At 69.7% G+C, this 14,353-nt stretch carries 7 protein-coding genes; 5 read left to right on the top strand and 2 right to left on the bottom strand.

The window, feature by feature from the left end; translation table 11 throughout:
* Window positions 1-261: 261 nt before the first annotated feature.
* Window positions 262-996: a helix-turn-helix transcriptional regulator gene (locus AC56LK_RS04945; protein WP_497183448.1), complete on the top strand. Its 735-nt coding sequence runs from the start codon at window positions 262-264 to the stop codon at window positions 994-996.
* On the opposite strand, the gene AC56LK_RS04940 is transcribed toward AC56LK_RS04945, so the two are convergent.
* Window positions 971-1,243, bottom strand: a complete 273-nt coding sequence (locus AC56LK_RS04940; protein WP_497183447.1) for a helix-turn-helix domain-containing protein — start codon at window positions 1,241-1,243, stop codon at window positions 971-973. The two genes, AC56LK_RS04945 and AC56LK_RS04940, sit on opposite strands and share 26 nt — an antisense overlap.
* Window positions 1,244-1,401: 158 nt before the next feature.
* Here AC56LK_RS04940 and AC56LK_RS04935 point away from each other — a divergent pair, with 158 nt between their 5' ends.
* Window positions 1,402-1,995: an acyl-homoserine-lactone synthase gene (locus AC56LK_RS04935; protein WP_497183446.1), complete on the top strand. Its 594-nt coding sequence runs from the start codon at window positions 1,402-1,404 to the stop codon at window positions 1,993-1,995.
* 10 nt (window positions 1,996-2,005) lie between these two features.
* Here AC56LK_RS04935 and AC56LK_RS04930 read toward each other — a convergent pair whose 3' ends face one another.
* Complete coding sequence (locus AC56LK_RS04930) at window positions 2,006-4,051, bottom strand: prolyl oligopeptidase family serine peptidase (RefSeq protein WP_497183445.1); 2,046 nt, start codon at window positions 4,049-4,051, stop codon at window positions 2,006-2,008.
* An 84-nt stretch (window positions 4,052-4,135) separates the two neighbouring features.
* Here AC56LK_RS04930 and AC56LK_RS04925 point away from each other — a divergent pair, with 84 nt between their 5' ends.
* From AC56LK_RS04925 to recB, 3 genes are all read left to right on the top strand, one after another.
* On the top strand, window positions 4,136-7,189 hold the full coding sequence (locus tag AC56LK_RS04925) for a CHASE domain-containing protein (protein WP_497183444.1): 3,054 nt from the start codon (window positions 4,136-4,138) through the stop codon (window positions 7,187-7,189).
* A 78-nt stretch (window positions 7,190-7,267) separates the two neighbouring features.
* On the top strand, window positions 7,268-10,678 hold the full coding sequence (recC, locus tag AC56LK_RS04920) for an exodeoxyribonuclease V subunit gamma (protein ID WP_497183443.1): 3,411 nt from the start codon (window positions 7,268-7,270) through the stop codon (window positions 10,676-10,678).
* Complete coding sequence (recB, locus tag AC56LK_RS04915) at window positions 10,675-14,352, top strand: exodeoxyribonuclease V subunit beta (protein ID WP_497183442.1); 3,678 nt, start codon at window positions 10,675-10,677, stop codon at window positions 14,350-14,352. Before recC ends, recB begins: the two co-directional genes overlap by 4 nt.
* Window position 14,353: the final 1 nt, after the last annotated feature.

The following is a 14,353-nucleotide window of genomic DNA, read 5'->3' as shown; positions in this document are numbered from 1 at the left end:
ACTCTTGTGTGAAATCAAGTCAAGCATGGAATGCCAAGTCGTGCCTACTACAAGAAATATTGCAATTTAGAAAACTTCAGATGGGTATCCGGCGGAGGGTAACGCACGGGGGATTTACTAAGCGCACGATTGGAAAGTGGTGTTGCGTAAACACTACACCTAATTAAGGTGCTGACTCGCAATTCAGGAAGGATGTGGCTTTTGGTGAGTATTCCTTTAGGAAACTCATTTACGATGAACAGACATTGACCCGCACTGTCTATGATTGACACCGCATCACTGCTAGCACTGCTGGAAGCCGGAGACGATCGCATCTGGACCGAGCGCCTGTGCGCGTTGGCGCGCAGCCTCGGTTTCGACCAGATGCTCTACGGTGTCGTGCCCTCGCGGCATGTGCGCTTCGAAAACGCATTTACGCGCAGTAATTATTCTCCGGAATGGCGCGACCGCTACGACGCCAATGGTTTTGCCTATCTCGATCCGACCGTCGTTCATTGCGTCTCGAATACGCTGCCGCTGATCTGGGCGCCTTCCACCTTCGGCAACGGGGTGCCCGGCGCCATCTATGAAGAAGCCAGCGCCCACGGCCTGCGCAGCGGCGTCACCCTGCCGATCCACGGACCCCAGGGCGAGCTGGGCATGATCAGTTTCGCCTCCGACCTGCGTCCCGATGCGCCTTTCGAGCGCTCGCTGTTCCAGGCACTGCCGGCGCTGTCGCTGGTGCGCGACTACGCCTTCGCCTCCTCTGCGCGCTTCCGCCAGGCCAGGAATGAACCGGAACTGCCGCGCCTGACCCGGCGCGAGCTCGAGGTGCTGCAATGGGTCATGGTCGGCAAGTCCTCATGGGAGATCGCCCGGATCACCAATTGCTCCGAGGCGACCGTCAACTTCCACCTGGCCAATGTGCGACAGAAATTCGGCGTCAACACGCGCCAGCAGGCGGTGGTCAAGGCAATCTCCCTTGGCCTGATCACGCCTGAAGATCACCATCGCTGACCCGTCCGTTGACGTAGAGGCGCAACAGGATGGCCACCGGGGCAGGGACCGCGAGTCCGGTCTCGAAGCGGCTCCCGCTCGATTGGGTCACCCCGAAACGGCTCCAGAATTTTTCCTGGCTTTCGCGCTTGGCGATGCGCAGGCGCCGCAGCTCGTGCGGCGTGGAGCGCAGCGCGCCCCCGGCCTGCGCCGCGTATTGCGCTTCCAGTTCCGCCGCCAGTGCATCGCACATCATCTCGTTTCCCATCTCTGCTCCTTCCCGTCGTTGACTATGCAAACTGCAAGTATTCCACCAGCCGGCCGCATAGCCACCTAGCAGAGCTGATAGTTCCGGTTTTGCCCTCCATGCATGAATCTTGTATGCGAAGTGCATAGCTTTGAACCACCACAACCAGGGGCCTAAAAATGACGATGCAAATCAAAATCGCAGCACGCCGTGAGTTCAAATCGAAAGACCTGTGGGAAATGCATACCCTGCGCGCCAAGGTGTTCAGCGGACGGCTGGGCTGGGAGGTGCCGGTGATGTCCGGCATGGAAATCGACGGCTACGACGCCCTCGACCCGGCCTACATGGTGATGCGCGAGCCCGGCGGCCCGCTGCTCGGCTGCTGGCGCCTGCTGCCGACCGAGGGCCCGTACATGCTGAAGGATTCCTTCCCGCAGCTGCTCGAAGGCCGTGATGCGCCGAGCGACGCCCGCATCTGGGAACTGTCGCGCTTCGCCCTCGAGACCGACAAGGAGAACCGCTACGGCTTCTCGGACATGACGATGCAATGCTTCGAGGCCGTGGTCCGCTACGGCATCGAGAACGGCCTGACCCACTTCGTGACGGTGACCACGACCGCGATGGAGCGCCTGACGCGGCGCGCCGGCGTGGTCACCAGCCGCCTCGGCGAGCCGCAGCGCATCGGCATCGAGAACGCGGTGGCCTTCTACGTCGACGTACGCGCCACCTGGGAAGCGCTGTACGCCCGGCGTCTGGCTTCCCAGGCGGCCTAGTCTGGCCCGGCTACAGGCCGCCGCGCAGCTGGCGCCGCAGGAAGGTCCAGGTCAGCGCCCACATGCGCGCGGTCTGCGCATTGTCGGCCGCGCCGGCATGGCCGCCTTCGGTATTTTCCCAGTACAGCAGGTCGTGGCCCTGTTCGAGCATGCGCGCAGCCATCTTGCGCGCATGGCCCGGGTGGACCCGGTCGTCGCGGGTCGAGGTGGTGAACAGCACGCGCGGATAGCGCCTGCCCGCCTGCAGCTGGTGGTAGGGCGAGTAGCGGCCGATCCAGGCCCACGCGGCGGGATCGTCGGGGTCGCCGTATTCGCCCATCCAGGAGGCGCCGGCCAGCAGCAGGTGGTAGCGCCGCATGTCCAGCAGCGGCACCTGGCAGACCACGGCATTGAACAGCTCGGGGCGCTGGGTGAGCACGGCGCCGACCAGCAGGCCGCCGTTGCTGCCGCCCATGATGCCGAGGCGGCGCGGGCTGCTGATCTTGCGCGCCATGAGGTCCTCGGCCACGGCGATGAAGTCGTCGAAGGCGCGCTGGCGGTGCTGCTTGAGCGCCGCCTGGTGCCAGCCCGGTCCGAATTCGCCGCCGCCGCGGATGTTGGCGACCACGTAGACGCCGCCGCTCTCCAGCCAGGCGGCGCCGCTGATGGCGCCGTAGGAGGGCTTGAGCGAGACCTCGAAGCCGCCGTAGCCGTACAGGACCGCGGGATTGTCGCCGTCGAGCCGGGTGTCGCGGTGCATCACGGCGAAGTAGGGAACGCGGGTGCCGTCCTTGGAGAGGGCCTCGAACTGGTGAACCTGAAGGCCCTGCGCGTCGAAGAAGGCGGGCGTCGCCTTGAGCTGTTCGCGCTCGTCGCGACCCGCTCCCATCAGGTACAGGGTAGCGGGCTCGGTGAAGCCGGTCACGGTGAGGAAGTAGCGGTTCGAGGCCACGGCATCGAAGGCCCAGGTGTCCAGCGCCCCCATGGCCGGGAGGTCGACGTCGCGCGCCTGCCAGCCGGCGTCCTTGCGGCGCAGCTCGACGATGCGGTTTTTCACCTTGTCGAGCACCGTGAGCAGGAGGGCGTCGCGGGTCACCGTCAGGCCGTCGAGCGAGGTGGTGGGCGAAGGCAGGAACAGCGTCTCGAACACAGCGCTGCCGTCGAGAAAGGCGTCGAAATCCGCGGCCAGCAGCGCGCCTTGCGGGTAGCTGCGGCCACCATGCTCCCAGTCGGAACGCAGTTCGATCACGACCTGGTCGCGCACCGCAAAGGCATTCGCGTCCTCTGGTTTGGGCAGCTTGACCAGGGCGCCGTCGCGGCGCACGAACAGCTCGCTGCTGTAGAAACCGATCTGGCGCTGCACGAACTCGCGCTCGAAGCCGGGCGTCGCGTCGCGCCAGGCCGAGGCCGACAGGTCCTCGGGCCCGGCCTCGTAGACGGTTACGGCGGCGGCGAGCGGCGTGCCGCGCCGCCACTGCTTGACGATGCGCGGATAGCCCGATTCGGTCAGCGAGCCGGGGCCGAAGTCGGTGCCGACGAACAGGGTGTCGCGGTCGATCCAGGCACAATCGCACTTGGCTTCCGGCAGCGTGAACCCGTCGGCCACGAAGCAGCCGCTTGCGGCGTCGAACTCGCGCACCACGTGGGCGTCCCCGCCGCCGCGCGACAGCGAGACCAGGCAGCGGTCGCCTTCCGGCTCGAGCCAGGTCACGCCGCCCCAGACCCAGTTCTCGCCTTCTTCGCGCGCCAGCCGGTCGAGGTCGATCAGGATGTCCCAGCCGGGCGAATCCTTGCGGTACTCATCCAGCGTGGTGCGGCGCCAGATGCCGCGCGCATGGCCGGCGTCGCGCCAGAAGTTGTACAGCAGGCCGGCGTGGCAGCCGGCGTAGGGGATCTTCCCGGTCGAGTCGAGGATGGCGCGCAGGCGCCCGCGCAGGCCGGCGTGGGCCGCCTGCGCCTCCAGTTCGCGCTCGGCGGCCCGGTTGCGCCCGGCGACCCAGTCGAGGGCGCGCGCGCCGTCGACTTCCTCGAGCCAGAGGTAGGGGTCGTCGGTGGCTGGGGAGGGGGGGGCGGTCATGGTGTGAATATAGTTGAGTAAGTGGGCCGTCCGATTGCCTATACTAGCAAGTTGGAGCAGGCAGAACCGCACACATGGAGCCTCATGGATTCGACAGCGAACATCGCAGCCAACAGCGCAGCCACCGCCGACCAGCAGGGCGCAAGCGCCGCACCCTGGGTGGCCGGGCTCGCGCTGTCGCTGGCGGTGGGTGCGCTCTGCTACCGGGTCGCCGCCGGCGCGGTCGAGGACGATGCGCGGCGCCGCTTCGAGACGATGGCCCGGCTGGCGCAGGAGCGGGTGGCGAACGCCGTGGTCTCCTACGCCCGGGTGGTGCGCGGGCTGGCCGCGCTGCACGCGGCCGGCAGCGGGCCGCTCGACCGGCAGCGTTTCCACCGTTACGTGGAAGCGCTCGACCTGCCGGCGCAGTTCCCGGCGATCGAGGCGGTCTCCTTCGTCGCCCACGTGCCCGACGCCCGGCGTGAAGCCTTCATCGCCGGCGTGCGCCAGGACCGCAGCGTCAACCCGGCCGGTTACCCGCGCTTCGATATCTTCCCCCCGGGACGCCGCCCCTACTACGAGGTGATCACCTGGGTGGCGCCGGCCAACTTGCCGAACGACCGGCTCGGCTTCGACCTCGCCGCCCAGCCGTTCGCGGCGGCGGCCATGGCGCGGGCGCGCGACCGCGGGACCATCTCCGCCTCCGGCACGCCGATCCGGCTCGCGCTGCCGACCCCGCACACCGCACTCGGCATGCGCGAACCGCTGTACCTGGGCGGCCGGCTGCCGGCCAGCCTGGAAGAACGCCGCGCGCGCTACTTCGGCAGCATCGGCATCGCGTTCTCGGTCGACGCGCTGGTGCAGCGCGCGCTCGGATCCGGGGCACGCCAGCCGATGACGCTCAGCCTGTACAGCGAAACGCCGCCGCACGGCAGCGGCGCGGCGCCCCTGGCGCTGGATGCGCGCGACCGCCTGCTGGTCGGCCCGGAGCTGCGCAAGGCGGGGCGTGAAGGGCCGGCCCAGGACGGCCGCTTCACCATCCTGCTGCCGATCGACTACGCGGGTACGCGCTGGAAGGCGCACTTCTCGGCCGAGCGCGCCGCCATGGCGGTAGGGGCCGACCGCTACCTGCCGCTGCTGGCCTTTGGCTCCGGCTTCGGGGTCAGCCTGCTGGGCTTCGCCCTGTTCTTCAACCTGGTGCGTTCGCGCCGCGCCGCGCTCGACCAGCGCCTGCTGCTCGATTCGGTGCTCGACAACCTCGATGCCTACGTCTACCTGAAGGACAGCGGCCGGCGCTTCCGTTACGTGAATGCGAAGAGCGCCGCGCTGATCGGCCTCCCGGCGGCGCAGATCGTCGGCCGGCGCGACCTCGAGGTCTTGCCGGGGGGCACCGCCGAGGCCAGCTGGGAACGCGACCGCATGGCGCTGGAGAGCGGCGAGCGGCATGCCTGCCAGGCCGAACTGCCGCTTGCCGACGGCACGGTGCATCAGATGTGGAGCGTGCGCATGCCCCTGCGCCCGGAAGGCGAGGTGCCGGCGGTGCTGTGCATCTCGACCGACGTCACCGCGCTGCACGAGCTCAAGGCGCGCGCCGACGCCGCCAACCGGGCCAAGAGCGACTTCCTGTCGAACATGAGCCACGAGATCCGCACGCCGATGAACAGCATCATCGGCATGACCCACCTGGCCCTGCACTCCCATCCGGCTCCGCAGCTGCGCGCCTACCTGGACAAGATCTACCACTCGGGCCAGCACCTGCTGGGCATCATCAACGACATCCTCGATTTTTCCAAGATCGAGGCCGGCAAGCTGGAACTCGATACGGTCGGCTTCATGCTGGAGGCGGTGATGCGCAACGTCGAGCAGCAGCTGGGGCAGGCCGCCGCCGCCAAGGGGCTCGGCTTCGACCTCGAGATCGCTCCCGAGCTGATGCGCCCCCTGCGCGGCGACCCGCTGCGCCTCGAACAGGTGCTGCTGAACTTCGCCGGCAATGCCGTCAAGTTCTCCGAACACGGCCGCATCCTGCTGCGGGCCCGGCTCGAGCACGCCTTCGGACCGGAACTGCTGGTGCGCTTCGAGGTGCGGGACAGCGGCATCGGCATCGCGCCCGACAAGCTGGCCGGCCTGTTCACGCCCTTCCACCAGGCCGACCCCTCGGCCACGCGGCGCCATGGCGGCACCGGCCTGGGCCTGGTGATCAGCAAGCAGCTGGCGGAACTGATGCGCGGCGAGGTCGGGGTCGACAGCACGCCGGGCCAGGGCAGCACTTTCTGGTTCACGGCGCGCCTCGGGCTGGAAGACGGCGCCGGCAGTCCCGGTCTCGGTGCGGCGCCGCCTTCGCCGGCGCAGGCGCAGGGGCAGGCCACGCGCCTCGACAGCTGCGCCGTGCTGCTGGTCGAGGACAACCCGTTCAACCAGCAGGTCGCACGCGAGCTGCTGCTCCAGGCCGGCGCCGCGGTGAGCGTCGCCGGCAACGGCGAGGAAGCGCTGGAGGCGATGGCGCGGCAGCGCTTCGACTGTGTGCTGATGGACGTCCAGATGCCGGTCATGGACGGCCTGGAAGCAACCCGCCGGATCCGCCAGGACCCGCGCCTGGCCGGCACCCTGGTGATCGCGATGACGGCCAACGCCGGGGTGGAAGACCGCGCACGCTGCCTGCAGGCCGGCATGGACGAATTCCTGAGCAAGCCGGTGGTGCCCGAACTGCTGGCGGCAACCATCGCGCGCTGCCTGGGACGCAGCGCGGCCGCGGCGCCCGACGTGGTGCCGGTCGCGGCCCCCGGGCCCGGCGCCGGCGCGGCCGGTGGCCTGGTCGACCTGGCGCAGCTGGAATCCAGCGTCGGCGGCGACCGCGAGCGGATGCGTAAATACGCCTTCCTGTTCGTGTCCACGGCGCGCGAAGCCCTGGCCGGGATCGACGCCGCGCTCGGCGCCGGCGACCTGGCGGCGGTGGCGGCGCTGGCGCACCGCATCAAGTCCTCGGCGCGCATGGTCGGCGCCGGCGGCTTCGCGGCCCTGTGCGAGGAACTCGAGGGGCAGGACGGGCGCCCGGCCCAGGCGCGGGCCCTGGCGGCACGCCTGCGCGCCCAGCTGGCGCGGGTCGAACGCGAGCTCGTCGCACGGCTCGGCGTGCGCAGCGACGACCGCGCTTGTCGATGAGCTAATGCGCGGCGCCAAGCCTTCCGCCCGGGGGCCAAACCGGGTATCCTTTGCCCCTTGAGCAACCCGACTGTTCCGATGTCTTCCCCGATCACCCCAGGCTTGTTAATTTTGCACGGCAACCAGATGGAATTGCTGCGCAGCGCCATGTTCGACTGGCTGCGCATGCACCCGCTGGGTCCGCTCGAGCAGGAGACCATCCTGGTGCAGTCGAACGGGGTGGCCGAGTGGCTGAAGATCTCGCTGGCCGAGGAAATGGGCGTGTGCGCCGCCACCCGCGTGGCGCTGCCGGCGCGCTTCCTGTGGGAAGCCTACCGCGGCATGCTGGGACGCGAGCGCGTGCCGACCCGTGCGCCCTTCGACAAGGATCCGCTGACCTGGCGCCTGATGCGCCTGCTGCCGGCGCTGCTGGAGGACGCCAGCTATGCCCCGCTCAGGCAGTTCCTCGGAGACGGCTGCCCCGAGCGCCGCCTGCAGCTGGCCGAGCGCCTGGCCGACCTGTACGACCAGTACCAGGTCTACCGGGCCGACTGGCTGGCCGACTGGGAAGCCGGGCGCGACCAGCTGCGGCGCGCGGTCGGCGACCCGGTGCCGCTGGGCCCGGACCTGAAATGGCAGGCCTGCCTGTGGCGCGAAATCCACGCCAGCCTGCCGCCGGAACAGCGCGTGACCGGACGCGCCAGCATCCACGCCCAGTTCCTGGCCGCGGTGGAATCGGGCCGTGAACCGGTCTCGCGCTTGCCGCGCCGCGTGATCCTGTTCGGCATGTCGACCCTGCCTTACCAGACCCTGCAGGCCATCGCCGCGCTGTCGCGCCACACCCAGGTGCTGTTCGCGGTGCCGAATCCCTGCCGCTTCTACTGGGGCGACATCATCGAGGGCCGCGAGCTGCTCAAGGCCGCGCGCCGCCGCCAGCAGCCGCGCGACGGCCGCGAACTGGCCAGCGTGCCGGTCGAGGAACTGCACATGCACAGCCACCCGCTGCTGGCGAGCTGGGGCCGGCAGGGGCGCGACTTCGTGCGCATGCTCGACGAGTTCGACCAGGGCGAAGGGGCGCGCTTCGAGAACCTGCGCGTCGACCTGTTCGACGAGGCCGAAGGCGGGACCCTGCTGCAGCAGGTGCAGGCCGCGGTGCGCGACCTGCTGCCCCCCGGCGAGCATCCGCACACGCCGCCGCCGCGCACGGACCGCTCGATCGAATTCCACATCACCCACAGCGTCCAGCGCGAGGTCGAGGTGCTGCACGACCAGCTGCTGTCCTGGTTCGTCCAGGACCCGAGCCTGCGCCCGCGCGACGTGGTGGTGATGGTGCCGGACATCGACGTGTTCTCGGCCGCCGTCCACGCGGTGTTCGACCAGCACCGCCGCAGCGACCCGCGCCACATTCCCTTCGAGATCGGCGACGTGCGCGACCGCAGCGTGAACCCGCTGCTGGTGGCGCTCGAGTGGCTGCTGCGCCTGCCGCAGCAGCGCTGCCGCCAGAGCGAGGTGCGCGACCTGCTCGACGTCCCGGCCGTGGCCGGGCGCTTCGGCCTGGATGCCGAGGACCTGCCGATCCTGGGCCGCTGGATCGAAGGCTCGGGCGTGCGCTGGGGCCTGGACCGCGAGCACCGCGCCGGCCTGGGACTGGCCTCGGTGGGCGAGCAGAATGCCTGGATCTTCGGCGTGCGCCGCATGCTGCTGGGCTATGCCAGCGGCGCCGGCGCCAGCTTCGGCGACATCGAACCGTATGCCGAAGTGGGCGGCCTGGACGCCGCGCTGGCCGGTTCGCTGGCCGAGTTCATCGACAGCCTGCTGCATTACCGCGCCGCGCTGGCGCAGTCGCGCACCCCGGCCGCATGGGGCGAGGCGGCGCGCGCGCTGCTGGCCGCCTTCTTCCACCCGGGCGACGAGAAAGACCGCCTGACCCTGGCGCAGCTGAACGAGGCCCTGCAATGCTGGCTCGAGACCTGCGACAGTGCCGAGTTCAGCGAGCCGGTGCCGCTGGCGGTGATGCGCGAATCCTGGCTTGGCGAGCTCGACCAGCCGACCCTGAACCACCAGTTCGTCTCGGGCGGCGTCACCTTCTGCACCCTGATGCCGATGCGCGCCGTGCCCTTCCGCGTGGTCTGCCTGCTCGGCATGAACGACGGCGACTTCCCGCGCCGCACCCAGCAGGCCGACTTCGACCTGCTGGCGCTGCCCGGCATGGCGCGCCCGGGCGACCGCTCGCGCCGCGACGACGACCGCTACCTGATGCTGGAAGCGCTGCTGTCGGCGCGCGACAAGCTGTACCTCAGCTGGGTCGGGCGCAACGTGCGCGACAACAGCGAGCAGCCGGCCTCGGTGCTGGTGGCCCAGCTGCGCGACTACCTGCAGAACGGCTGGAATCTCAAGCTGGACGAGCGCACCACGGAACACGCGCTGCAACCCTTCAGCCGCCGCTACTTCGAGCGCGGCGGCCTGCTCACCTATGCGGGCGAATGGCGTTCGGCCCACGGCATGGAAGAAGGCGAGACTGCCGTCGACGGTTTGCCGCCCTACGAGCTGGAGCCGGGATTCGTGCTCAAGCTGGGCGAGCTGGCGGCCTTCCTTCGCCAGCCGGCGCGCTACTTCTTCCGGCGCCGCCTGGGCGTGGTGTTCGCCGACGCCGCCGTGGTCGGCGAGGACGAGGAACCCTTCGCCCTCGACGCGCTCGAACGCTATTTCATCGAAGACCACCTGCTCGACGACAGCGGGCCGCTCGAGGCGCCGCACGAGGTGCGCGCCACGCTCGAGGCGCGCGCCGAACGCCTGGTGCGCGAAGGCGTACTGCCGATCGGGCTGATGGGCCGGCAGTGGCAGCGCGAGCTGGTCGACGGCCTGGTGCCGGTGCGCAGCGCCTGGCTGGCACTGGGCGCGCGTTTCCCGCATGCCGCTCCGAAGCGCGCCGTCAGCCTCGGGCTGGGCGACGCCATCGTGCTGGACGACTGGATCGACCGCCTGCGCACCGACGGCAGTGAAACCGCATGGCTGATGCAGGTGTCCTCGAAGGTGCTGGACCGGGAAGGCCGTCCGCGCGGCGACAAGCTGATCGGCCCCTGGCTGCGCCAGCTGGCCGCCGCCGCCGCGGGCGCCCCGGTGGCCGGCCACCTGGTGGCGCGCGACGCCATCCTGACCATGCATGCGCTCAACCCGACCGAGGCAGCGGCCATCCTGCACGACCTGGTCACGCTGTGGCGCACCAACCTGGACCGGCCGCTGGGCGTGGCCTGCAAGACCGCGCTGGCGCTGCTGCAGGAAGGCGCGCACGACAGCGATGCACGCCTGGTCTACGAGGGCAGCTATGAGCTCTCGGGCGAAGTCGAGGAATTGTGCCTGGCGCGCCTGTGGCCGGATTTCGCGAGCCTGGTGGCGGCCGGCGACTGGCCGCACCTGGCGCGCGACCTGTACGGCCCACTGGCCGAGTGGCTCGAATCCGGCCTGCGGGTCGCGCCATTGCAGGCGGATGCGGCAGGGGAGGCGGCATGAGCCAGCACCTCGAACCGCTGGTCTTCCCGCTGCACGGCACGCGCCTGATCGAGGCCTCGGCCGGCACGGGCAAGACCTGGACCATTGCCGCGCTCTACCTGCGCCTGGTGCTCGGCCATGGCGGCGAAGCCGCCTTCGCGCGCCCGCTGCTGCCGAGCGAGATCCTGGTGATGACCTTCACCCGTGCCGCCACGCGCGAGCTGGCCAACCGGGTGCGCGAGCGCCTGGTCGAGGCGGCGGCCTATTTCCGCGGCCAGCTGGACGAGGGCGATGCCGCACTGGGCGACCCCTATCTGCGCGAACTGGCCGATGCCTATCCGGGCGAGGCCGAACGCAGCGTCGCCGCCCACCGCCTGGTGCTGGCGGCGGAAACCATGGACGAGGCGGCGATCTTCACCATCGATGCCTGGTGCCAGCGCATGCTGCGCGAACACGCCTTCGACTCCGGCAGCCTGTTCGACGAGGAGCTGGTCAGCGACGAACGCGCGCTGTTCGAGGACGCGGCCCACGACTACTGGCGCCAGCACATTTATCCCCTGGGCGTGAACGCCCTGGCCTCGGTGCGCGAATGCTGGAAGGATGTCGAGGCCCTGAAGACCGGCGTGCGCGAGCTGGTGACACGTACCCACCTGCTGGGCGAAAGCGTGCCGGAACCGCTCGGGGTGCTGGTCGCGCGCATCGAGCGCAGCCTGCGTGCCGAGCTGGCCGGCCTGAAGGAAGGCTGGGCCGCGCGCGCCGACGAGATGGAAAGCTGGATCGCAGCCCAGCGTGAGCGCAACCCGAAATGCTTCAACGGGAACAAGATGCGCGCCGATTCGCTGGTCAAGTGGTTCGAGGCGCTGCGCGCCTGGGCCAATGATCCGGCCCAGGTCCTGCCGGAGCTGAACGGGACGGCATGGAAGCGCCTGTGCCCGGACGGCATCGTCGATGCCTTCAGCAAGGACTTCGTGGCCGAGGTGCCGGCCTGCTTCGGATTCACCGCGCCGTTGCAGGAAGCCCTGGAGGCGCTGGAGCCGCTGTCGCATTCGCTGTTGCGCCATGCCGCCAGCCACATCGCCGCCCGTATGCGCGAACTGAAGGCGCGCAACCGCCAGTTCGGCTTCGCCGACATGCTGGAACGCCTGAAGGACGCCCTCGAGGGGCCGAACGGCGAGGCCCTGCGCCGCCGCATCGTGCTGCAGTTCCCGGTGGCGATGGTCGACGAATTCCAGGATACCTCGCCCGACCAGTACCGCATCTTCGACCTGCTGTACCGGGTGGCGGACAACGATCCGGACCAGGGCCTGTTCCTGATCGGCGACCCCAAGCAGTCGATCTACGGCTTCCGCGGCGCCGACATCCACAGCTACCTGGCGGCGCGGCGCGCCACCGCGGGACGGCATTACCAGCTCGGCGTCAACTACCGTTCCACCGCCCAGCTGGTGGAAGCGGTGAACCAGATGTTCCGCCACGCGGAAGGCGATGGCGAGCGCGCCGGCTACCCAGCCGGCGCCTTCCGCTTCCGCCGCGGCGAGGACAATCCGCTTCCCTTCGAAGCGGTGCGGGCCAAGGACCACCGCGAGCGCCTGGTCGGCGCCGCCGGGCCCCAGCATGCGATGTCGGTATGCTGCGCCGGGCCGATGAACCAGGAAGCCTACCGCGAGTACTTCGCTCACCACTGCGCCGAGCACATCGTCGGCCTGCTGGGCGACGAGCGGGTCGGCTTCTCGGACGGCGAGCGCTTCCGCCGCCTGATGCCGGCCGATATCGCGATCCTGGTGCGCGACCGCCGCGAGGCCGCGGCCGTGCGCCGGGCGCTGGTCGAACGCAAGGTGGCTAGTGTCTACCTGTCCGACAAGGATTCGGTGGTCGAAAGCGAGGAAGCCGCCGACGTGCTGCGCTGGCTGTACGCGGTCGCCAATCCGCTCGACGGCACCCTGGCGCGCGCCGCCTTCGCCACCCGCACCGCCGGCCTGCCGCTGGGCGAGCTGGCCAGGCTGTCGTCCGACGAGGTGGCCTGGGAGGGGCGCGTGGAACAACTGAAGGCCTTGCACGGCGCCTGGCAGCGCCAGGGCGTGCTGGCCATGCTGCGCCGCTTCGTCCACGAACTCGGCTTGCCGGCGCGCCTGCTGCGCCAGCCGGGCGGCGAACGGCGCCTGACCAACCTGCTGCACCTGGCCGAGCTGCTGCAGGAAGCCAGCGGCCAGCTGGAAGGCGAGCAGGCCCTGATCCGCTGGCTGGCCGAGCAGCTCGAGGGTGTCGGCGAAGGCAAGGGTGAGGATAGCGAGCGCGTGCTGCGCCTGGAGAGCGATGCCGAACTGGTGAAGGTGGTCACGGTCCACAAGTCCAAGGGCCTGGAATACCCACTGGTCTATTTACCGTTCGCCGTCACCGCGCGCCGCACCGACCGCCGCAATCGCGCCTTCTTCGAATTCGTCGGCCTCGATGGTGCGCGCCGTCTCGACCTGGCGATGGGCGACGAGGCGCTGGAAGCGGTCGACCGCGCACGCCTCGAGGAGGACCTGCGCCTGCTCTACGTGGCGCTGACCCGTGCCCGCCATTTCCTGTGGCTGGGCGCGGCGCCGATCAGCGGCCGCAGCAAGCACGAGAATCGGCTGCACGAGTCGGCGCTGGGCTACCTGCTGGGCGGCGGCGAGAAAATCGAGGCGGAACTGATGCGCGAACGGCTCGAGCGCCTGCGCGGCGGCGCGGAGGGCATCGTGCTGCACGACCTGAGCGAAGCACAGGAACGCACCCTGCTGGCGCGCGAAGACATCCGCCCGGACCTGCTGGCCGCCCCGCGCTATGAAGCGCGCTTCGAACGCGACTGGTCGATCGGCTCCTTCACCTCGCTCGTGCGCCATGCGGTGGCTGTTCAACCCGCGCCGCCGCCGGCGCCGATGCGGGCCCAGGAACAGACCCTGCTCGAGGAAGACCCGCAGCTGGCGACCCCGCCGCGCATCGAAGACGCGCCCTGGCACCGCTTCCCGCGCGGCTCGGTGCCCGGCAACTTCATGCACGAGCAGCTCGAATGGATGGCGGCGGAAGGTTTCGAGCGCGCCGACGAGCCGGATTTCCTTCTCCGTCTGGGCCAGCGCATCGAACGCGCCGGCTGGGGCCATCGCCAGGACGATGCGCTGGCCTGGCTGCATGCGGTGGTAACGACAAAGCTGCCACCCCTCGGCGCGGCCCTCGCCGATATACGCGACCCGGTACCGGAGCTGGAATTCTGGTTCCCCAGCGAGCGCCTCGACGTGGGCAAGCTCGACCGCCTGTGCCGCGCCCACGTCATGAAGGGCCTCGAGCGTCCGACCCTGCCGGAACGGACCCTGCACGGCATGTTGAAGGGCTTCGCCGACCTGGTGTTCGAACACGATGGCCGCTACTGGGTGCTCGACTACAAGAGCAATGCGCTGGGGCCGGGCGATGCCGCCTATACCCAGGCGGCGATGGAGCTGGGCATGGCCGGCCACCGCTACGACATCCAGGCCACGATCTACATGCTGGCGCTGCACCGCCTGCTGCGCAGCCGCCTGGGCGATCGCTATGAACCGCGGCGCCAGCTGGGCGGCGCCGTGTTCCTGTTCCTGCGCGGGATCGCGAATGCCGACACGCGCGGCTGCTGCGTGCTGGGGCCGGACCTGGAACTGCTGGGCGGGCTGGAAGCGCTGCTCGACAAGGACGGGGAGGAATGAG

The organism is Telluria sp. ZB4P36 (assembly GCF_059685865.1).
Note: the sequence above shows the minus strand (reverse complement) of the source record. Positions and strands in the feature narration are given on the sequence as shown.